The organism is Leisingera sp. NJS204, assembly GCF_004123675.1.
Lineage (GTDB): Bacteria > Pseudomonadota > Alphaproteobacteria > Rhodobacterales > Rhodobacteraceae > Leisingera.
Genome location: NZ_CP035419.1, coordinates 44,399 through 65,983 on the forward strand (window position 1 = coordinate 44,399; position 21,585 = coordinate 65,983).

Annotated in this window: 16 protein-coding genes; 10 read left to right on the top strand and 6 right to left on the bottom strand. The window is 63.7% G+C overall.

Annotated features, from left to right (window positions below; translation table 11 throughout):
* Positions 1-463 precede the first annotated feature (463 nt).
* Positions 464-3,004 (top strand): AMP-binding protein, encoded by a 2,541-nt coding sequence (locus ETW24_RS21535; protein WP_129373145.1) that lies wholly within the window; start codon positions 464-466, stop codon positions 3,002-3,004.
* On the opposite strand, the gene ETW24_RS21540 is transcribed toward ETW24_RS21535, so the two are convergent.
* From ETW24_RS21540 to ETW24_RS21550, 3 genes are all read right to left on the bottom strand, one after another.
* Positions 3,001-4,209 (bottom strand): pyridoxal phosphate-dependent aminotransferase, encoded by a 1,209-nt coding sequence (locus tag ETW24_RS21540; protein ID WP_129373146.1) that lies wholly within the window; start codon positions 4,207-4,209, stop codon positions 3,001-3,003. The two genes, ETW24_RS21535 and ETW24_RS21540, sit on opposite strands and share 4 nt — an antisense overlap.
* A gap of 138 nt (positions 4,210-4,347) precedes the next feature.
* On the bottom strand, positions 4,348-5,235 hold the full coding sequence (locus ETW24_RS21545) for a LysR substrate-binding domain-containing protein (protein ID WP_129373147.1): 888 nt from the start codon (positions 5,233-5,235) through the stop codon (positions 4,348-4,350).
* A 1-nt stretch (position 5,236) separates the two neighbouring features.
* The gene (locus tag ETW24_RS21550; RefSeq protein WP_129373148.1) at positions 5,237-6,142 is read right to left on the bottom strand and encodes a LysR substrate-binding domain-containing protein; all 906 of its coding nucleotides are present in this window, start codon (positions 6,140-6,142) and stop codon (positions 5,237-5,239) included.
* Positions 6,143-6,280: 138 nt separating this feature from the next.
* Here ETW24_RS21550 and amaB point away from each other — a divergent pair, with 138 nt between their 5' ends.
* Together amaB and ETW24_RS21560 are read left to right on the top strand one after the other, a co-directional pair.
* A complete protein-coding gene (amaB, locus tag ETW24_RS21555; RefSeq protein ID WP_129373149.1) occupies positions 6,281-7,783 on the top strand; it encodes an L-piperidine-6-carboxylate dehydrogenase in 1,503 nt (500 codons plus the stop codon).
* Complete coding sequence (locus tag ETW24_RS21560) at positions 7,773-9,044, top strand: NAD(P)/FAD-dependent oxidoreductase (protein WP_129373150.1); 1,272 nt, start codon at positions 7,773-7,775, stop codon at positions 9,042-9,044. The genes amaB and ETW24_RS21560 overlap by 11 nt, the downstream gene beginning before the upstream one ends.
* Positions 9,045-9,074: 30 nt before the next feature.
* On the opposite strand, the gene ETW24_RS21565 is transcribed toward ETW24_RS21560, so the two are convergent.
* Positions 9,075-10,151: a zinc ABC transporter substrate-binding protein gene (locus ETW24_RS21565; protein ID WP_129373151.1), complete on the bottom strand. Its 1,077-nt coding sequence runs from the start codon at positions 10,149-10,151 to the stop codon at positions 9,075-9,077.
* A gap of 112 nt (positions 10,152-10,263) precedes the next feature.
* On the opposite strand from ETW24_RS21565, the gene ETW24_RS21570 reads away from it, so the two are divergent.
* From ETW24_RS21570 to ETW24_RS21580, 3 genes are read left to right on the top strand one after another with little or no spacing between them, the layout of a single operon-like run.
* Positions 10,264-10,746, top strand: a complete 483-nt coding sequence (locus ETW24_RS21570) for a Fur family transcriptional regulator (RefSeq protein WP_129373152.1) — start codon at positions 10,264-10,266, stop codon at positions 10,744-10,746.
* Positions 10,743-11,495 (top strand): zinc ABC transporter ATP-binding protein ZnuC, encoded by a 753-nt coding sequence (gene znuC, locus ETW24_RS21575; protein WP_129373153.1) that lies wholly within the window; start codon positions 10,743-10,745, stop codon positions 11,493-11,495. Before ETW24_RS21570 ends, znuC begins: the two co-directional genes overlap by 4 nt.
* On the top strand, positions 11,492-12,298 hold the full coding sequence (locus ETW24_RS21580; RefSeq protein ID WP_129373154.1) for a metal ABC transporter permease: 807 nt from the start codon (positions 11,492-11,494) through the stop codon (positions 12,296-12,298). Before znuC ends, ETW24_RS21580 begins: the two co-directional genes overlap by 4 nt.
* A gap of 124 nt (positions 12,299-12,422) precedes the next feature.
* Here the strand turns inward: ETW24_RS21580 and ETW24_RS21585 are convergent, their stop codons facing one another.
* Together ETW24_RS21585 and ETW24_RS21590 are read right to left on the bottom strand one after the other, a co-directional pair.
* Positions 12,423-14,705, bottom strand: coding sequence for a response regulator (locus tag ETW24_RS21585; protein WP_129373155.1), 2,283 nt, complete (start codon positions 14,703-14,705; stop codon positions 12,423-12,425).
* Positions 14,706-14,722: 17 nt separating this feature from the next.
* Positions 14,723-15,619, bottom strand: a complete 897-nt coding sequence (locus ETW24_RS21590) for a PhnD/SsuA/transferrin family substrate-binding protein (protein ID WP_129373156.1) — start codon at positions 15,617-15,619, stop codon at positions 14,723-14,725.
* A gap of 410 nt (positions 15,620-16,029) precedes the next feature.
* On the opposite strand from ETW24_RS21590, the gene ETW24_RS21595 reads away from it, so the two are divergent.
* The 4 genes from ETW24_RS21595 to ETW24_RS21610 all read left to right on the top strand — a co-directional run bounded on the left by ETW24_RS21595 (position 16,030) and on the right by ETW24_RS21610 (position 21,544).
* Positions 16,030-19,887, top strand: a complete 3,858-nt coding sequence (locus ETW24_RS21595; protein ID WP_254695774.1) for a PEP/pyruvate-binding domain-containing protein — start codon at positions 16,030-16,032, stop codon at positions 19,885-19,887.
* Between the two features lie 152 nt (positions 19,888-20,039).
* Positions 20,040-20,276 (top strand): type II toxin-antitoxin system ParD family antitoxin, encoded by a 237-nt coding sequence (locus ETW24_RS21600; protein WP_129373158.1) that lies wholly within the window; start codon positions 20,040-20,042, stop codon positions 20,274-20,276.
* Complete coding sequence (locus tag ETW24_RS21605) at positions 20,269-20,571, top strand: type II toxin-antitoxin system RelE/ParE family toxin (RefSeq protein WP_129373159.1); 303 nt, start codon at positions 20,269-20,271, stop codon at positions 20,569-20,571. Before ETW24_RS21600 ends, ETW24_RS21605 begins: the two co-directional genes overlap by 8 nt.
* A gap of 61 nt (positions 20,572-20,632) precedes the next feature.
* Positions 20,633-21,544, top strand: a complete 912-nt coding sequence (locus ETW24_RS21610; RefSeq protein WP_129373160.1) for a MurR/RpiR family transcriptional regulator — start codon at positions 20,633-20,635, stop codon at positions 21,542-21,544.
* Positions 21,545-21,585: the final 41 nt, after the last annotated feature.

Here is a 21,585-nt window from a genome sequence, read left to right on the forward strand (position 1 = left end):
CTATTGTTGGTTGAAACATACTGCTCAAGCCTGAGTCTATCGTGACCGGAATTAGGCATTCCAAGCCTTTTGCCAGCATGGGCAAGATTCTGCCCGTTTCCCGTAAGAGATTGAAATCATAGTTAATGCCCGGGCCCCAACGACCCGGCGCCCGGCCGATTGCGGCAAAAATATGGCAGGAACTTTGCGGCCCTTGCAGGAATGTGGCTTTTCAGGCCGCAAGCGCGCCCATCTTGCGGCGGAAAAATGACCGATCGCAGGGGTGGAATTTGACGTTCGCAGTGAACCGATCCTGGAATTGGTGAAGACAGCAAACCGCATCTGCAAGGACGCGCGCGCCTCATCTGCCGCAGTCAATGTTCACTCCAGTTTCGCAACCGGTCCCGATCCGGCAACAGGCCGCCGGCTAATAATTGACAAAATTAGTAAATTAAATTACCCGCCGCGCTCAAAGGAGTTGCGGATGTTCTACGACCTGGCCAAATTGCGTGCGTTTGCCGCCAATCCTTGCCTGATTGCGGCGGGCGGGGCTGAGCTGACTTATGCTGCGCTGGCTGACGCCGCCGCAGAGTTCGGCAAATCGCTGCCGCAAGAGCGGCGGCTGATTGCGGTTGAAGCCGCTTCCGATCCCGAAGCCATTATCGCCTATGCGGGCGCCCTGGCCGCCGGCCACGCGGCTATGCCGCTGCCGGCCGCGGACCCCGTCACCGCTGCCCGCCTGGAGGAACGGTTCCGTCCGGCTGCCAGCTTCCGGCGCGTGGGCGGAACCTGGCAATTGCTGACGCACGCGCATGAACCCGCTGAAATCCACCAGGAGCTGACACTGCTGCTGCAGACCTCCGGCAGCACCGGCCACGGCCGCGGCGTACGCCTGTCCGGCACCGCTATGGACACCAACGCCAGCGCTATAGCCCAGTATCTCGGGATCCAGCCCACAGATCGCGCCGCACTGATCCTGCCGCTGCATTATTCCTACGGCTTGTCGGTACTGCACTCGCATCTTGCCGCCGGTGCCAGCCTCTGGCTTGCGCCCGGCTCGGTGCTGGACCCCGGTTTTGCCACAGCGCTGGAGGCCTCCGGCGCCACCAGCCTGGCCGGCGTGCCGCATCATTTCCGCTTGCTGGACAGCGCCGGCCTCTCCCATGCGCTGCCCGAAGGTATCAAAACCCTGACCGTTGCCGGCGGCGCCATGGAGCCGGAGCAAGTCCGCGCGTGGTCTGCCCGGACGCAGGCCCGCGCAGGCCGCTTCTTTGTGATGTACGGCCAGACCGAGGCCACCGCGCGGATCAGCTACCTGCCGCCGGAGCAGGCCTTGGACAATCCCGGTGCCGCAGGCCGCGCCATTCCCGGCGGACGTCTGCTGCTGCGCTCGGCTTCGGGCGCAGAAATCACCACCCCCGAGGGCGAAGGCGAGCTGATCTATCAGGGACCGAACGTGATGATGGGCTATGCCGAAAGCCATGCCGATCTGGCCAGGGGCGCCGAACTCAGCGAGCTGGCGACCGGCGATCTGGCCCGCCGCGATGCAAACGGGCTCTACCACATCACCGGGCGGCTTTCGCGGATGTCCAAGATTGCCGGCCTGCGTATCGGCCATGACGCCATCGAACGGGCCTTGGCCGCCCAGGGGCATGAGGCCGCGGTTTGGGGTGATGACAGCCGCATTTCGATTGCAATCTGCGGGGCGGAGGACGGCATCGCTGCGATGGCCGCCCAGCTGACCGGCATCGGCCGGCAGCATTTCACCATCCATCCGCGCAAGTCCCTGCCGCGGCGCGCCAATGGCAAGATCGACTATCCGGCGCTGAAGGCGCAATCAGCGCAGCGCAAACCTGCCAGGAATGTACTGGCAGCCTTTCAGGCCGCCTTTGCGCCGCAGAGCGTGGGCCGAAACGATAGCTTTGCCGCGCTTGGAGGAGATTCCCTGCGTCATGTAGAGCTGTCCCTGGCTCTGGACGAAGCCCTTGGCGGCGCCCCGGCGGGCTGGGAAAACATGCCGATCAGCACTCTTGAGCAGGCCGCCCCGGCGCCCGGCGCCAGCCTGCCTTTCGATCTGGTGGCCCGTGTGGCTGCCATCCTCGCAGTGGTGGTGGCCCACCAGACCCTTTGGCCGGTGTTCGGCGGGGCAGCTGCGATGGTGATCCTGATGGGAATGAGCGTTGCAGGCTTCCGCTGGGAGGCGCTGAAGTCCGGCGACATGCGCAGCTTCTTTAAACCGGTGGCTGCGGTGCTGATCCCCTATTACCTGATCCTTGCAGGCTATGCTGCGGTGTGGGAGCAGGTACCCTGGGTCTCGGTCTTTCTGGCCGGCAATTTTGCCGTGACAATCCCGGAAACCCACTTGATGCTGCCGTATTTGTACTGGTTCATCGAAGCCTATCTGCAGATGACGCTGCTGGTGGCGCTGCCCTTTGCCGTGCCGCCCCTGCGCCGGTGGCTTGCAAGCCAGGGTGCTTTCCGTACCGGCCTGTGTTTTCTGGCGTTTGCCGTGGCGCTGCGGCTGATCGTGCCGGAAGTCTGGCAAATCGGCGGACGCGCGCAGTTCACCGTGCCGTGGGTCTTCTACCTGTTTGCCTTGGGCTGGTGCATCACCGCCGCCAGCACGCCGCGGCAACGGCTTCTGGTGCTGGGGGCAGCCTGCCTGATCATGCCCGCGGCGGCCTACCTGGGCGGCAACTGGTACGGCGGCTGGATCAAATACATGTGGCTATTGGCACTTATTGCCGGGCTGCTGTTTGTCACCCGCCTGCCGATGCCGCGGTTTGCGGCCCGCCCGCTGATGCGGCTGGCCCAGGCCGCCTTCCCGATCTACCTGCTGCACCGGTTTGTGCCGGAACTGCTGATGCCGATGTTCGGGCTGGAGGCCCGCAGCCCGCTGAACGATGCGCTGGCAATCATTGGCGGCCTCGCCCTGGGTCTTGCCGCTGCCGCCGTGCAGCGCCAGCTGATACAGGCTTGGACCAATGCCCGGAACCGCCGCCAGCCGGCAGCAGTGCAGGCCTAAGACAGCGCCGCGACTGCAGCGGCAATCCGGGATAAGGCTTCTTGCAGCTCCGTCTCGGACGTCGCATAGGAAACCCGGAAGTAAGGCGAGATGCCAAAGGCCCGGCCCGGCACCACGGCCACATGATGCTGATCCAGCAGGTAGGCGCAGAAATCCGCGTCCGTCTCCAGCACAACACCCTGCGGCGTGTGCTTGCCCAGCACCCCGGCGCAATTGGCAAATGTGTAAAACGCGCCCTCCGGCACCGGGCACTCAATGCCGTCGATGCCATTGAGCGCCTCCACCACCAGATCGCGCCGTGTCTGGAAACTGGCCCGCCGCTCTGCCAGCACCTCCTGCGGCCCGTTCAACGCGGCCACCGCGGCCGCCTGCGAAATCGAGGACGGGTGCGAGGTCGATTGCGACTGCACCACTTTCATCGCCGCAATCAGATCCTTCGGCCCGCCCGCATAGCCCAGCCGCCAGCCCGTCATCGCATAAGCCTTGGAGACGCCGTTGACCGTCAGCACCCGCTCCTTCAGCCGCGGCTCCACCTGTGCGGGCGTGGCGAATTCGAACCCGCCATAGGTGATGTGCTCATACATGTCATCGGCCATCAGCCAGACATCCGGATGCCGCAGCAACACCTCCAGCAATGGCCGGTAATCCGCGGCGCTGTACCCCGCACCTGCCGGATTGGACGGCGAATTCAGCAGCAGCCAGCGGGTGCGCGGGGTGATCGCCGCCTCCAGCCTCTCTGCGGTCAGCCGGAACCCTGTATCACTGCCGCAAGGCACCAGCACCGGCTCCCCGCCGGCAATCCGGATGATATCGGAATAAGAGGTCCAATAGGGCGTGGGCACGATCACCTCATCGCCGGGATCGAGGCTCGCCATGAAGGCATCAAACAAGATCTCCTTGGCCCCGGTGCCCGAGGTGATCTCGTCCAGCCCATAATCCAGCCCGTTGTCGCGTTTGAACTTCGCCTGCACCGCCAGCCGCAATTCCAGCGTACCGCCAAGCGGGGTGTATTTCGTTTCCCCCGCCCGCATCGCGGCGGCGGCTGCCTCCTTGATGTGGTCCGGCGTGTCGAAATCCGGCTCCCCCGCGCCCAGGATGATCACCGGCACTCCCTGGCGCTTCATCTTTGCCGCCTTCGCGCCGATGGTAAGAATTTCGGAGACCTCGATCGGGTCAAGACGGCTGGCGCGGCGGAACTGGGCCATGGCAAAGGCTCCCTGCTAGTTGTGGCGCAGCCAGATTGAAGCATCGGATTATAGAGGAAAACCAGCCAGTCCCGACGGCATACATTCCTGTTAGTCATGGCTAGCGGTGCTGCCCGGCCTTCGGCCAGGCAGAGCACCTCAATCCGGCCTGCCCTTCAACTGCTTGCGCATCCAGGCTTCTAGCTTTTGCACCGCTTCCGGCACCGGCCCGTGCGGACGCACCAGGTAATAGCGCTTGCGCGACACCAGCTCCGGACCCGGAATCCGCACCAGATCCCCTGACGCAATTTCCCGCGCCACCATGTCATAGGGCACTATCGCAGCCCCCAGCCCCGCCGCCGCTGCCGCAATCACCATCGAATGCTGATCGAAATAGCGCCCGTCCTGCCGCGGTGCGCCTGCCAGCCCGGCGCGCTCGAACCACTCCGCCCAGGTTCCTGCCCGGCTGTCCAGGTGCAGCAGCGGCGCCTGTGCCAGGCTACCCGCCAGCTCCAGCTGGTGCGCGGCATAAAACGCGGGCGCGCAGACCGGCACCATTTCCTCGCCGAACAAGGGCGCCATATGCGTGCCCGGCCAGTTGTCCAGCCCGTAGTGCACCGCCAGGTCGAAATTCTCGCGCGCAAAATCAAACGGCTCCAGCCGGGTGGAGAAACTCAGCTCCACCTCCGGATGGCGAGCGAAGAAATCCGGCAGCCGCGGAATCAGCCACAGGTTGGCAAAGGCAGGCAGCACCGCAATCCGCAAAGCCGAGCGGCCCGCCCCGGCAGCAGCAGCCTTCTGCAGCGTCGCCCGCAAACCTGCCAGATCCAGCTCCAGATCGGCGGCCAGCCCCTGCCCCGCAGGCGTCAGCACCACACCCCGGCCTGAACGCTGGAACAGGTCGAACCCCAGATCCGCCTCCAGCTCCTTTACCTTCTTGCTGACGGCGCTTTGCGTCAGCCCCAAATCCTCTCCCGCCGCAGTGAAACTTTGATGCCGCGCAGCGCTTTCAAAACAGCGCAGATGGGTCAGGCCCGGCAGGCGCATCTTACACCTCCCCCAGCTGCGACAGCAGCCATTCGCGAAATTTGATCAGCGGATATTCCTCTGGCTGATCCGCAGGCCAGACCAGGTAATATTCGCCCAAACTCACTGCCGCCCCCTCCATCGCCAGCAACAGCCGGCCTTGCGCAATTTCATTCTCCGCCAGGAAATCCGGCAACAACGCCACCCCCAACCCATGCACCGCCCCCTGCGTCATGGCCGAGGATTGGTCAAACAGCATCCCCCGCAGCTTGGCCGCCGGCACATCGTGAAGATGAAACCACTGTTCCCAGCAATCCGGGTGCGTCTCCAGATGCAGCAACGGATAGTCCAGCAGTTCCGCCGGGCTGGAAACCGGCCCCGCCATCAGCCCCGGCGCGCAGACCGGCAGCACATGTTTCGGCATCAGCGGCAGATACGCCACCCCCGGCCAGTCCCGCGTGCCGTAATGGATCGCCGCCTGCGCCGTGCCCGCATCAAAGCTGAACGGCAGATTATGCGTGTGCAGGTTCACCGTGATGCCGGGATGCGAGGCGGCAAACTCCCGCAGCCGCGGCGCCAGCCAATGGAGGCCAAAGGACGGCAGGATCGACAAGGTGAAACTGCCGCCGTCCGGGTTCGCCCGCAGCTTGACCGAGGCCTGCGCCAGCCGGGTCAGGATCGCGCGCGCCTCCTTGGCAAAGCCGGTCCCCGCCGGTGTCAGCTGCATCCGCATCTGGTCACGGGCAATCAGATCGACCCCCATCTGCTCCTCCAGCTGTTTCAATTGGCGGCTGACGGCGCTTTGCGTCAGCGACAGATCCTCCGCTGCCGCCGAAGCACTGCCCAGCCGGTCTACGGCCTCCAGCGCCAGCAGCGACGGGATCGAGGGCAGAAAGCGGCGCGGGGCAATCATATGATCTTTGCTCATAACTTCAGGATTTAGTTTCAATAGCAATCCGCGCCGGAGGGTGCAATTTCTATATCAGACCGACGCCCGGCAGGACATCGGCGCAAATCAGGCTAAAGTTTTGCTCATGTCCTGCCCTCGCTTCAAAAGGATCCCGATATGCCTCATTCCGACATCCTCGCCGCTGCCGGCCTGACCCAAGCCGAACTGACCGGCGGCAGCCTCTCTGTCACCACGCCCGTCGACGGCAGCGAAATCGCCCGCCTGAAAACCCACTCCGCGGCGGAGGCCGAAGCGCAGATTTCCGCCGCCAAATCCGCCTTCAAATCATGGCGCCTGGTGCCCGCCCCGCGCCGCGGCGAGCTGGTGCGCCTGCTGGGCGAGGAACTGCGCCGCGAAAAGGAAAACCTGGGCCGCCTTGTCACCCTGGAATGCGGCAAAATCTACCAGGAAGGCCTCGGCGAAGTGCAGGAGATGATCGACATCTGCGACTTTGCCGTCGGCCTCTCGCGCCAGCTTTACGGCCTCACCATCGCCTCGGAACGCCCCGGCCACGCCATGCGCGAAACATGGCACCCGATGGGCACCTGCGGTATCATCACCGCCTTCAACTTCCCCGTTGCACCCTGGTGCTGGAACGCAGCACTTGCGCTGGTCTGCGGCGATCCGGTGATCTGGAAACCCTCCGAGAAAACCCCGCTCACTGCGCTGGCAGTTCAGAAGATCTGCGACCGCGCCATGGCAACATTCGGCGAGGACGCCCCTAAGAGCCTGATCCAGGTGCTGATCGGCGAGCGTGATCTGGGCGAGGCGCTCACTGCCTCCAAAGACGTCGCCATCATCTCGGCCACCGGCTCTGTGCCGATGGGCAAGGCGGTTGCGGCGGACATGTCGCAACGCCTTGGCCGCACCATTCTGGAACTTGGCGGCAACAACGCGATGATCGTGGCACCTTCGGCCGATCTTGAAATGGCCCTGCGCGCCATCGTTTTTTCCGCCGTCGGCACCGCCGGCCAGCGCTGCACCAGCCTGCGCCGCCTGATCGTGCACAAGGATATCTATGACGCGCTGATCCCGCGTCTGATCAAGGCCTACGCGGGCCTGCCCATCGGCGATCCGCTGGCGGACGGCACCCTGGTCGGCCCGCTGATCGACCGCCAAGCCATGGATTCTATGCTGCGGGCGCTGGAGCGCGCCCAGAGCGAAGGCGGCACCGTGCATGGCGGCGGCCGCGCACTGACGGACAGCTTTGCCAAAGCGGCTTATGTGCATCCGGCAATCGTCGAGATGCCCGCCCAGACCACGATCATGCACACCGAAACCTTTGCGCCGATCCTCTATGTGGTGAAATACGCGGGTCTCGACCAAGCCATTGAAATGCAGAACGAAGTACCGCAAGGCTTGTCGTCCTGCATCTTCTCCACCGACGTGCGCGAATGCGAATATTTCCTCTCGGCAGCGGGCTCGGACTGCGGTATTGCCAATGTGAACATCGGCCCCTCCGGCGCTGAAATCGGCGGTGCGTTCGGGGGCGAAAAGGAGACGGGCGGCGGCCGTGAAAGCGGATCCGACGCCTGGAAAGGCTACATGCGCCGTCAGACCAACACGGTGAACTATTCACGCGAGCTGCCGCTTGCTCAGGGGATCAAGTTTGACATCTGATCTGGCATCCTGCCTCTGGCACCAAACCTGCCAGGAAAATCCAGCCTTCCCGGAACTCACCGGGGAGGCATCAGCTGATCTCGTGGTGATCGGCGGCGGCTATACCGGCTGCTCTGCCGCGCTCAAGGCTGCGGAAATGGGCGCCTCGGTCCGCCTGATCGAGGCGGAGGAAATCGGCAGCGGCGGCTCGGGCCGCAATGTCGGACTGGTGAATGCAGGCCTCTGGCTGCCGCCCGAAGACATCAACGCCGAACTGGGGGCAGAGGCCGGCAACCGCCTGTCGGCCCTGCTGGGCGGCGCGCCCCGGATGGTGTTCTCCCTGATCGGGAAACACCGCATCCAATGCGAGCCTGAGCAGGGCGGCACCCTGCACTGCGCCCATGCCCCTGCCGGCCTGGCTGACCTGCAACGCCGCCACGCACAGCTCCGCGCCATTGGCGCGCCGGTGGAATTGCTGGACCGGGACGAAGCCGTCCGGCGCACAGGTTCCGCTGCCGTGCACGGTGCCCTGTTCGATCCGCGCGCGGGCACAATCCAGCCGCTCGCCTATGTCCGCGGCCTCGCCCGTGCCGCCGCGGCAGCCGGCGCGCAGCTGCACAGCTACTCCCCCGCCGCCGCGATCAGCCGCGACGGCACCAGCTGGCAAGTGACAACACCAAGAGGCAGCCTGCGCGCCAGGCATCTGATCATGGCCACAAACGCCTATGCCCGCGACATCACCGGCTACAGCGCGCCGCGAGTGATCCCGGTTCATTACTTCCAGGCCTCCACCGATCCGCTGCCTGCCGCTCTGCTCGACAAACTCCTGCCAAACAAAGAAGGCTGCTGGGACACCGCCCTGGTGATGTCCTCCTGGCGGCTGGATCAGGCCGGGCGGCTGGTGATCGGCGGCATGGGTGCGCTCAACCATTTCGGCAGCGCCCTGCATCGCAACTGGCTGCCCCGCAAACTGGCAGCGCTTTACCCCCAATTGAAAGACGCGAGGCTGCACAGCCCTTGGCATGGCCGCATTGCCATGACCACCGAACACCTGCCCAAGATCCTGGATCTGAACGGCGGCTTAGCCTGTTTCGGTTATTCCGGCCGCGGTATCGGCCCCGGCACGCTGTTCGGCACCGCAATGGCCGAGGCCCTGCTGACAGGCGACCAATCCTGCCTGCCGGTTCCGCCCGCAAAAGGCCACGCAATCCCCTTTGCAGGGCTGCGCAGCGCCTACTACGAGACCGGTGCCAGCCTCACCCATCTGATCAGCGACAGGTGAAAAGGCGGGCCGCACCGGCCCGCCCGCCGATCATTTGCAGCCGGCAATCGCTGCGCCGATATCCTGCAGCAGTGCCGGGTAGAACTGCGGCCCCGCTTCCAGCTTGGCACCCAGCGGATCCAGCACCGCGGTGCCCGCACCGGTGCCGTCCAGCACGGTGGCGACCACGCCCGGGTTGAACTGCGGCTCCGAGAAGACGCAGGCCACCTTGAGGTCCGCCACGACATCGCGCATTTCGGCAATTCGCGCCGGGCCCGGCTTGGAGGCGTCACCGATCGAAATTGCCCCGGCGGCATTCAATCCAAATCCGCGCTCGAAATACTGATAGGCGTCGTGGAACACGATGAACTGCTTGGCGCGGAACGGCTCCAGCGCAGCCAAGACGCTGGCAACAGTGTCCGCAATCTCCTGCCTGCCGGCTTCGGCATTAGCCTTGTACGCGGCGGCATTTCCTGGGTCATGCTCTGCCAGCTCCTCCGCGATCACATCAAGCCAGGCCTGGGCATTGGCCGGCAGCAGCCAGGCATGCGGGTCGGTGCCGTCATGGTGATGGCCATGGGCATGATCATCATGGTCACCGTGATCGCTGTGGCCATCTTTTTCCGCAGGGTCTTCATGGGCCTCATGATCGTCGTGATCTTCATGGCCCTCAGCATGCTCTTCATGGCCATGATCATCATGATCTTCATGCGCATCGTGACCGTCATGATCCGCATGGTCCTCCTCATCGCCATCATGTGCATGCGCCTCAAACCGCGCGCCTTCCCGGAACGGCAGAACCGTGGTGCCCGTGGCCTCCAGCAGCTCCACCCGGTGCGCGCCGCCGGCCAGTTCCTCCAGCGGGCCATGCAGCCAAGGGGTCAGCGCCTCACCCAGCCAGAACACCAGATCCGCCTGATCCAGCGCCCGCGCCTCGGAGGGGCGCATCGAATAGCCATGCGGCGAAGCCCCCGGCGGCACCACAAGGGCCGGCTCACCCAGGCCCTGCATCACCCGCGCCACCAGCCCGTGCACCGGCGTGATATCCGTCGCCACACGCGGCACCTCCGCCCAGGCCGCCCCGGTTCCCGCCAGCAAGGCCAGTATTGCCGATCCACTTCTCCACATGCCGGAATTCCGCATATCACGCCCCATGTAATTTTATAACATCACGCGGTTGATAAACGTCATAACATAACATATCAAGAGGCAAATCACCCGCCGCCCAAAGGACCCCGCAATGGACTCCATCGGTTTCGAACCGCATGACCACAGCAACTGCATTCACGATTGCATCGCAGCGGTGGACGCCCAGTGCCGGACGGCCGGGCTGCAATTCACCCCCGTTCGCCGCCGGGTGCTGGAGATCCTGCTGCAGGAGCACCGCGCGCTCGGGGCATATGAAATCCTTGACCGGCTGCGCGAAGAGGGCCTCGGCTCGCAGCCGCCGGTTGCCTACCGGGCTTTGGATTTCCTGGTGAAAAACGGCTTTGCCCATAAGATCGAACGCCTGAACGCCTTCATCGCCTGCACCCATCCGGGCGAGCATCACGCGCCGGTCTTCCTGATCTGCCGCGCCTGCGATGCGGTGGCTGAATCGCAGCGGGAGCCGACCCAGGGCCAGCTCGGTCAAGCTGCCCGCGAGGCTGGATTTGTCATCGAGCGCGCGGTGATCGAGGCCGAGGGCCTGTGCCCCAAATGCCAGCATGCGGGCGCTGCATGAGCCTGATTTCCCTCGAACAGCTGACGGTCTCTTATGGCGGAAAGACAGTGTTGTCCGGCGTCAATCTGGCCATTGAACCCGGCGAGATCGTCACCGTGGTCGGCCCCAACGGGTCCGGCAAATCCACCCTTTTGCGCAGCGTGATCGGCGCGCTGAAACCCTCGCGCGGTGCAGTCAACCGCGCGCCCGGCCTGCGCATCGGCTATGTGCCGCAAAAACTGCACATCGACCCGACCCTGCCGCTGACCGTGCGCCGGTTCCTCAGCCTGCCCGCGCGGGTATCTGACGCCCGCGCCTCCGAGGCGCTGGAGCAAGCCGGCGCCGGCGATCTGGCGGCCCGGCAGATGTCCGGCCTGTCGGGCGGGCAGTTCCAGCGGGTTCTGCTGGCGCGTGCCCTGCTGACCGATCCGCAGCTGCTGATCCTGGATGAAGCCACCCAAGGCCTAGACCAGCCCGGCTCCGCCGCCTTTTACCAGCGCATCGAGAAGGTCCGGCAGGATTTGGGCTGTGCGGTACTGATGGTCAGTCACGAACTGCATGTGGTGATGGCGGCCTCGGACCGGGTGGTCTGCCTCAACGGCCATGTCTGTTGCGAGGGCGCGCCGGAACATGTCGCCTCGGCACCGGAGTACCGTGCCCTGTTCGGCACTGGAACCCAAGGCGCGCTGGCGCTCTACCGGCACGAGCACAATCACAGCCATGATCAGGATTGCAATCATGACCACCATCATCACAAGGCTGCGGAATGACCCTGCTTGACGATTTCCTGATCCGCGCAGCCCTTGCCGGCATCGGCGTGGCGCTGGCCGCGGCACCTTTGGGCTGTTTCGTGGTCTGGCGGAGGATGGCCTATTTCGGCGATGCCACTGCGCACGCGTCGATCCTGGGCGTGGCGCTGGCGCTTAGCTTTGATGTGTCGGTCTTTGCCGGCGTGCTGGCCACCGCGCTGGCCATGGCCACAACCGTGTCCGCACTTGCCGGACGCGGCTATGCGATGGACACGCTTTTGGGCGTGCTGGCGCATTCTTCGCTGGCTTTCGGCCTGGTCGCGGTGTCTTTCCTGCAAGGCGTGCGGATCGATCTGATGGCGTATCTGTTTGGCGATATCCTGGCGGTGGGGCGCGGCGATCTGGCGGTGATCTGGTGCGGCGCAGCCCTGGTGCTGGCGCTGCTCTGGTGGCGCTGGTCGGCGCTGCTGACCGCCACGCTGAATCCGGATCTGGCCCATGCAGCGGGCATTGATCCCCGCCGCGAGCAGATGGTGCTGACACTTGCCCTGGCCCTGGTCGTGGCAGTTGCCATCAAGGTGGTCGGAGTATTGCTGATTGCCGCCATGCTGCTGATTCCGGCTGCGGCCGCCCGCCCCTTTGCCGCAACACCAGAGCGGATGGCGGTGATTGCCGCGCTCCTGGGGATGCTGGCGGCCTCTGGCGGGCTGCAGCTGGCGTTTGTGTTCGACACCCCCGCCGGTCCCAGCATCGTTTGCCTGGCGGCGGCTCTCTTTGCCGCGTCCGGCCTTGCCGGCCTGGTGCTGCAACGGCATCGCGACTGACCGCTGCCGCCTGCATCCTTCCCTGCCGCGATTGAAAGCAACAAGCACTGGCTTGGGCTGCAGACCGAAATCCGGGCCTGGCTGCCGGCTGCAAAACCGCTTGCCGGCCAGCGCACAGGCGGCCTCAGCTGCCAGTGCGCTGCAGGCTGTCCCCGCAGGTCCATTTGCTGACGGCCTCGTTCAGCGCCTTCTTGTTGATCGGCTTGCTGAGGAAATCATCCATCCCCGCCTCCAGGCATTTTTCCCGGTGGCTCTGCAGCGCATTGGCGGTCAGCGCCACGATCGGGCATTTTCTGCCGCCGGTCTCTGCCTCGATCCGGCGCATCTCAGCCGTGGCCTCAATCCCGTCCATCTCCGGCATCATCATGTCCATCAGGACAAGGTCGGGCCGCTCTGCCTGGAATTGCGCAACAGCCTCCACACCGTTTTTGGCAACGCTGATTTTCAGCGGCGCATCTTTCAGCATCTTGGTAACAACCAGCTGGTTGGTGCGGTTGTCCTCGGCCAGCAGAACTTTCAGCAGCCGGCCCTGCGGCGCCTCGTTGCCGCCGCCGCTGTCAACAACCGCCGGTTTTTGGTCCTGAACGCTCAGCACCCGGGTGATCACCTGCCGCAGCTGCACCGCCCGCACAGGTTTCAGCGCAAACTCACAAACTCCGATAGCCTCGCAATCCGAACGGCTTAGCGCGTGTTCCACCGAAGACAGCACAATCAGCGGCACCGCTTCAAAACCCGGCATGGCGCGAATCCGGGCTGCCAATTCCCGCCCGTCCATCGCCGGCATCTGGTAGTCCAGAATGATGAAATCGAACCGGCGCCCGTCCAGCTGCGCATCCGACAGGATCTCCAGCCCCTCATGCGCCGAGGCTGCCAGCGTGCAGGTCACGCCCCAGGCACTCAGCCGTTCAGACAGGATCACCCGGTTCAGCTCCAAGTCATCCACCAGCAAACCGTTGAGTCCGGCAAAGCTGAGCGGGCTGCCCTCCCGTGCCGAGGCGACATGGCCGCCGGCCCGCAATGGCATCTCTATGGTGAATACAGACCCTTTGCCCGGCTCCGACTGCACCTGCACCGAGCCGCCCATCAGCTCCAGCAGCTGTGCCGAGATTGCCAGCCCCAGGCCAGTGCCCTCAAAATTGCGGGTGGCGGCATTGTCAGCCTGCTCAAAGGCGCGGAAGATCTGTCCTGTCCGCTCCGGCTCAATGCCTATGCCGGTATCAGTGACCTGCAGCGTCAGCAAATGGCGGCCGCCCTGCTTGCGGCCGGTCAAGTCGATGAAGACATAGCCTTTGCGGGTGAATTTGACCGCGTTGCCGGCAATATTGGTGATCACCTGGCGGATCCGCCCGGCATCACCCTCAAAGATTTCCGGCAGCGCGGGGTCGTACCGCATAGTGATCTCGACCCCCTTTTCCGCCGCCTTGGGCGACAGCAGGGTGACCACATCCTCCAGTGCCGTCTGCAAATTGAACGGAGCATGGTTAAGCTCGACCTTGCCGGCCTCAATCTTGGAGAAGTTCAGGATGTCGTTGATAATCGTCAGCAGCGCCGTGCCGGATTTTGCAATGGTCTCTGCATACATCCGCTGGTCCTCATCCAGCCCGGTGTCCTGCAGCAGCTCTGCCATGCCAATCACCCCGTTCATCGGGGTGCGGATCTCATGGCTCATATTGGCGAGGAATTCCGACTTGGCGCGGTTTGCAATATCTGCGGCCTCACGCGCCTGCTCCATTGCAAATTCCCGCTCGTCCCGCTCGGAAAAAGTGTCTTCCAGCACGCCGACCGAAAAATCCAACGCCCGGAATTCCCGGGATGCAAACCAGGGCAGCGGCCGCTGCGGGCTGCGCAGCCCTGCAATGGCATCAGACATCCGGTTATGGATCATATGCAATGGCCGCAGCGCCAGAATATGCACCAGCAACAGCACCAGAAGCGACAGCGCCAGCACCGGCACAACTGTCCAAATGATGATCTGGCGCACTTTGGCCGCCACCAGCGCTTTACCGTCCTGAGTCGACCAGTCCACCACCATAGTGCCGAAGGATGCGCCTTCCAGCTCAATCGGCCGTTCATAGATCACGTGATGATCCGGCTGCGGCGCGCCCGGCGCATTGGCCGCAGCCAGCAGCTTGCCCGCCGGGCTGCGGATCTGGATCGACACGATCTGGGGGTTCCGGGTGACGGCCTCGATCAGCCCGGTCTCCAGGACCGGGACATCCTCGACTATAATCGATTCCAGCATCAGCCCGCTGAGCAGGGAAACCGTCAGGTCGGCCTGGCCGGCAAGCTGCTCTTCAAGCCGCTGCACCTCCTGGCGCTGCGCCAGATTGCCGACTGCAAAGCCAACCGCAGAAGCGGCTATCAGCAGCGACAACACGATCTGAAAAAGGATGCCTGTACGTTTCATATCTTCACTGCGGCGCCTCAGAATGCCAGACTTCGCTCCATCGCCCGGCGGATGATGTCATAGTCGTCGTCAACCCCCAGCAAGAAGCCGTTCTTTGAAATCCGGCGCACAATTTCCTCGTTGTCCGAGGACAGCATGACCTTGCGCATCGCTTCCATCACCGCCTGCGGCATCGCTTCCGAGGCCAGCCAGGGTTTGGTCACATTGTCAAAGGAAGCCAGCACCCGGATCGGCACGCCTTTGGCGACCAGTTTTTTGAACGTGCTTTCCTTGAGGGCGCCCGCCGAGAATTTCCCGGCGCCCACTGCTTCGCCGACCAGATCGTGACGGCCGAGATACGCGTATTCATGCAGGTCGGCACCGCTGATTCCGGCCTCCAGCAGGTATTCCTGCGCCAGGTAACGGCCTATCGTCGACAGTTCATCGCCGAAAGCAAAGCTGAGACCCGCCAGATCTTCAACCGACTGCACACTGCTGTCCTTATGCACCACGATGACCCCCTTGAACCGCTTTCCGCCGTTTTTGGATTCCATCGCGACAATCCGGATTTCCGGATTCTCCTTCATCACATGCACATAAGACGCCGGGCCGAAACGGGCAAAATCCACCTCGCCGCCGGCCAGCTGGCGAATGCCCTCGCCATACTCCTTGGCGATCTTCAGCCGGATCGAAACCGGCTCCCCCAGTTCCTCGCTCATCCGGCCGGACAGAAAAGACAGGAAAGGCTGGTACTTTTTGACCGTTGCGGTAGGTTTATCCGCTGCATAAGTGCCAAATACCAATTCGGTCCCGGCCTGGCCCGCACCGGGCAGAAGGGCTGCAAGTCCAATCGCCAGAACAGCCCCAGGGGCCGTTCCCCGCAAGCGGGTCTTGAAAAGCTCAATGATACCAAAGGTCCACTCGAAAAGTGTCACGGTTCTAGCCTCCTGACTGCGATCGGCTGGCACGGCAGGCGGGCCGCCATACTTCGTTACATGGCACATGGTTAAGAATACAATGTTAACGCACTTGCAATTCTTTAAAAAATTTTGCGGTTCTTTTATTCTTCGCCTTCTATATTAACCCTTCAGTAAGGTTTTCGTAATCTTTTAGGCAAATTCGCCATAAAATCAGAATATCAATCTCAGCTGGCTCAACAGGAACCACCGTGAAGAACACACCTTTGCTCTCCAAGACCACCCGGTCTCTCCGTCGTTCAGCGCAAATAACTGTGCTTACTTCACTTTTCTCGGCGCTTCCCGTCGCGGCCCTGGCCATTCCATCGCCGGAACTGGTGATCGGCTCGGTGTCTTCACTATCGCAAGTTCTGGCCGTGGGAATTGCCATGATTTCCGGCCTTGGCGCAGTCATTGCAGCGAAACTGGGTTTTACCCCCAAACCGGGCAGCTCTCCACGCCGCTACCCGGTCAAGCTGATCTCCGTCCTCGTACTGGCGGCCATTGCACTGGCTGCAGGAAACTATTGGCAATACTCCTCGCATGCGCAGGCCGAGCTGACAAGACTGCAGGCCACTTTGACGCGGCCGGCGCAATTTGACGGCACCGCTATCAAGGACGCCTCGCTGAAGGAGACCAGTTTTTCCAAGCAGGAAGACCACCCGCTGGCAATGAGCACCACAGACGCCGCAGCGGCGCTGGAGGACGGTTCAACCCTGTTTTACGACATCCGCGAGACTGGCGAAAACGCCATGGGCACCCTGCCCGGCGCCACCCACATCCGTTTCCCGGACTTCCTGCAGTCGCGCCCGGTGCAGCCGGGCCAGAAGGTCGTGCTGTTCTGCCACAACGGCAACCGCTCTTCGGAAACCTGTGCCAAGCTGGCGGCAATGGGCATCGACTGCAGCTTCATCGCCGGCGGTATCGAGAAGTGGATCGTCGAGGGCCGCGACTTCTCCGACAAGGACGTAAAGACCCTCTCGGACCTGCGCGCCATTCCGGAATACCCGGGCAGGGACGTGCTGCTCAGCACCGCTGATTTTGAGGCGCTGCTGACCTCCGAGGATCTGCAGATCGTCGACACCCGCTATCCCGGTGATTTTGCGGGAGGCCACCTGCCCGGCGCGGTCAACATCCCGATCCGCAAGATGACGACCGCGGATCTGATGGACCGCATCGCCGGGCTGGACCCCGACAAGCCCACAATTGCTGCCTGTTATGACCGCCGCAGCTGCTTCATGAGCCAGGTCCTGGGACTGGAGCTGTCGCAGCTGGGCATCGATTTCCTGGGCCGCTACACCCTGCCGTGGGAATATTTCGTCGCACCCAAGCCGAAACCGCATGTGCAGGATTGGCTGGCCGAGCAGCAGACCGGTCTGTGGGACAAGGCAATCTCGGCGCTGGCAACCGCCCTGCTGTGGGTACATGAGCGCAGCCATATCCTCCTGGGTCTCTTGGCTCTGTCCATTGTGACCCGCATCCTGGTGCTGCCCGTCGCGCTGAAATCCGAACGCGACCAGATCATCACCAATGATACAGCTGATGAAATAAAGGCGCTGAAGGCAAAGCTGGCGCATGACCCGGTGCGCAAGGCGCGCGCGGTGCAGGCGTTCTACGACGACAAAGGCCTGACCCCGATGAAGAACCTCACTGCGCTCTTGTTCCTGCCGGTGATGATGCTGGGGGTCTCATCCGCGCAAGAAGCAAGCGCCTCCCTGCAAACCCCGTTCCTGTGGATGGCAGACCTTGGCATGCCCGATCCGCTGTTCATCATGCCCGCGCTGTTCTGCGCCCTGGCCGCCATCTACCTTCTGTGGGCCGTCGCCAAGACCAAGCGCCAGAAACTGCTGTGGATGGTACTGGGCATGCCCGCGCTGTTTGCCATGGTGTTCAGCCTGTCTGGTGCCGCCAATGCCTACCTCTGCTTCAGCCTGACGCTGCTGCTGGTCCAGCGCGGCTATGTCACCGGCATGCACCGTAAGCTGGCCGAAGCCCTGTCGCTGCGCGCCCATAAACGCAAACTGGCAAAGCTGCCGCGCGGTGTGATCCCGATGGGCTATACCGAAGAACTGGCAGAGGCAGGCAACAAGGCCCTGCGCCTGTCGATCCTCAAGAACGCAGGCTTGCCGGTCCCCGGTGGCGTGATCGTGCGTTCAGACGCAATCCACGACTACCGCGCCATGTCTGATGCCAGGAAAGATGCATTTGCCGCGCAGGTTTTCCTGCTGGCCGGCGGCAAACCCGTCGCCGTGCGCTCCTCTGCCAGCAACGAGGACGGCGCTGATCAAAGCTTTGCCGGCGTCTTTGAATCGGTGCTCGACGTCACCGCAGACAGCATGCGCGCCGCGCTGGACGAAGTGGTGGAAAGCTTCTCCTCCGCGCGTGCCGCCAGCTATTCCGGCGAGGGCGACAGCACCGAACAGGGCAATATCGTGGTGCAGGAAATGGTCCAGGCCGAATTTGCCGGCGTCCTGTTCACTCAGGATCCGATGGCTCCCGGCATGGCGATGATCGAATGGGTCGAGGGCTGCGGCGAGGATCTGGTTTCCGGCCGCGTCACCCCCACCAGCTTGCGCTTTGGCCGCTACACTGACTTGCCGGCAACGGAAGATCAGGACCAGACGATCAGCATGGCGCCCTTGCTGGCCCTTGGCAAACAGATCGAGGCGACATTCGGCGCCCCGCAGGACGTGGAATGGGCCTATGCAAACGGCCAGTTCCAGATCGTGCAAAGCCGCGACATCACCACCCTGTCGCTTGGCAGCGAGCAGGAACAGACCCGCCTCGCCGAATGGCGCGACGTGCTGGACCGCTACGCAGGCGCAGCCCCGGACCAAACCATCCTGGAACAGGATGAAATGTCCGAAGTCCTGCCCCGCCCCACCCCGCTCAGCTTCTCATTGATGAGCGATCTCTGGGCGCCCGGCGGCAGTGTTGATCTGGCCTGCCGCGAGCTGGGAGTACCCTATGGCCTGCCCGAGGGGCGCGACGGCCATCTGGTCAACCTGTTCGGCAAAACCTATGTCGATGTCGCGCTGAAACAGGGTATGACCCTGAAACTGACGGCCTCCAAGGCCAAGCAGCTGCGCAAGCAGGCACATCCGATGATCACCCGCTTCCGGGCTGAGGTGATGCCGGAACTGAAGAACAAACTGGCGATCTGGCAGGCCGTGGATTATGCCGCCCTGCCGCAGGACAAGCTGCTGGAAACCATTGCCACACTCAAGGAACTGTTCATCCGCGAGGTCTATCTGGAGGCCGAGAAGATCAACATTCTGGCAGGTTTCACCATGGGTGAGGCTGGCACGGCAGCCGCAGGCGATCCCGCCCTGCGCGCCCATCTGATGCACGCCGAGCTGCCCAATGCGCCCTCCAGCCTGATTGCCTCCTGCACCGGCAAAGACGCCCAGGCCCGCGCCATGCAGCTGATGGGACACCGCTCAATCTTCGATTACGAGCTGTCCTCGCCCCGCTACGCCGAAGCCCCTGCGCTGCTGAACTCACTGCTCAGCAGCACGGTTGAGCCGATTGGCGCAGTCCCGACACCCGCCAACCTGCCGGATGAGCTGGACGATACCATCGGCATCGCCATTGCCTATCAGGACCTCAAGGAACAGGCCAAGCACGAAGCGCTGCGCGTCGTCGCCGAGCTGCGCCGCGCCCTTCTGGCGCTGGGTCAGATCAGCGGGCTGGAGGATCTGGTGTTCAGCCTGACCTTTGACGAGGTGCTGGACAGCAACTGGTCCAACCCGGACGCCTTGCGCGACCTGGCCCAGGCCCGTGCCGAAAAGGAAACACTGCGCAAGAAATCCGCGCCCACAGCGGTCACTCTTACCCTGCGCGACTGCGAAATGCTGTCGCTGGGCGCCCAGGCCCAGGGTGGCGACGGCACTATGGGCGGCACCTGCGTGGCCGGCAGCGGCAGCGCCACCGCCCGGGTGTTCTGGATGGAAGACGACAGCGACATCAGCTCCGAAGCCTTTGCCGATTTCCAGGACGGCGACATTCTGGTCTGCCGGATGGTCAACCCGGCCTGGCTGCCATGGGTCCAGCGCTCCGGCGCGGTGCTGTCCGAGGTCGGCGGCTGGCTCAGCCATATGGCCATCGTCGCCCGCGAAAAAGACGTCCTGATGCTGGTCGCCTGCAAGGGTCTCGACAGCCTCAGCCACGGAGAACGGGTGACCGTCGGCGAAGACGGCAGCATCCAGCCGCTGGAGGAAAAGGGCCTCAAAGTGGTCTCCGCCTGATCCGGCCGGAAAAAATCAAGGAAAGGCCCGCAACCAGTTGTTGCGGGCCTTTTTTGTGGGCAGAAATCTGCCCGCCATTCCGCCGCCGCGCCCTCCCCCTTGCATTGATGGCAAAGATTGCCATACTCTGATCCAGCGAAAGGAGACCGCCTATGGCCACCATGAACGTATCCCTGCCGAACCGGATGAAAGACTGGGTCGAGGACCAGGCCCGCACTGGCACCTATGCCAATTCCAGCGACTATGTCCGCGACCTGATCCGCCGCGACCAGGCCCGCACCGCCGCCATAGGTGAACTGCAATCCGCCATCGACGCAGGCCTCGCCAGCGGTCCGGCGGAAGCACTGTCAGCCCAGGATTTCAAGGCCGCCATGCGCCGCAATGGCTGAACCGCGCTGGCTGATCCGCCCCGCCGCCCGCGCCGATCTCTCTGCCATCTGGCGCTACGGTTTGGACACCTGGAGCGAGGCGCAGGCGGATGCCTATGCCGATGGCCTGTTTGCCTTGTTCGACCTGCTGGCTGACTTCCCGGAAATGGCCCGCGAACGCACTGAGTTCACGCCGCCGGTCCGCATCCACCCATCGGGCGCGCATCTGGTGATCTACCGGCTGGAACACTCCCGCCCCGAGATCATCCGCATCCTGCACGCCCGTCAGGACCTGATGGCCTTCCTGTCAGAATAACCCGGGCAGGAACACCCGTTCCACTCTTGCTATTCCCCGCACATCTGCTCTGATACCTTGCATGGACCCGCATCTCGCCCCCCGGAAAACCGCCCGGCTGATCCAGCACCTCAAGGATCAGATGGACAACCTGCCGCCCAAGCTGAAAGCGGCGGCGAAATACGTGATCGACAACCCCGGCGACTTCGGCCTCAATACCGTCCGCACTTCAGCACAGAAGACCGGCATCAGCGCCAACGGCTTTGTCCGCCTTGCCCAGCATCTGGGCTATGACAGTTTCGAGACCTTCCGCGCGCCCTTTCGCGCCGCCCTCACCACCACGCACGAGGCTGACCTCGGCCAGGACTGGCTCGACCGGATGCAGGACCAAGGCCCGGCCGGCGCGCTGCAGGCATCGGCGGCGCGCAACCAGCTCAACATCACGTCCCGCTCACTGCGGCTGATGACGGCAGAGCGCACGCAGGCCATCATCGACACCCTCACCTCCGCCCGCCGCAGCTATGTCACCGCAACCCGCTCTTCTTACGCGCTGGCCTATTACTTCCACTACGTAGGCCGCATGGCCCTGCCGGGGCTGGAACTGGTGCCGCGCCACATGGGTGCCGCGCTGGACGACCTGCTGGACATAGGCCCTGAGGACTGCCTGATCGCCCTCACCTTCGCCCCCTACTCCGCCGGCACCATCCAGGCGCTGCGGCTGGCGGGCGAACGCGGCGCATCGGTGATCCTGATCTCTGACAGCGAAGTCATCGCCCCTGGCATCCGCACCGATCATGTGCTGGCGGTGGCCGCCAGCTCGCTGCACCCGTTCGGCGCCGTCGGCGGTGCAATGGCGGTTCTGGAATGCCTGCTTACCCATCTGATCGCGGCCGGCGGGGAAGACGCCCGGCACCGGATCGAGGCCTATGACGTCCTGCGCCAGGACAGCGGCGCCTATTGGAGCGGCCCGAAACTGCCCCGTGTCAGCCGCTAGGGATCTTACGTAAAGCGGCCTGTCAGGGCTGCCCGCCGCTG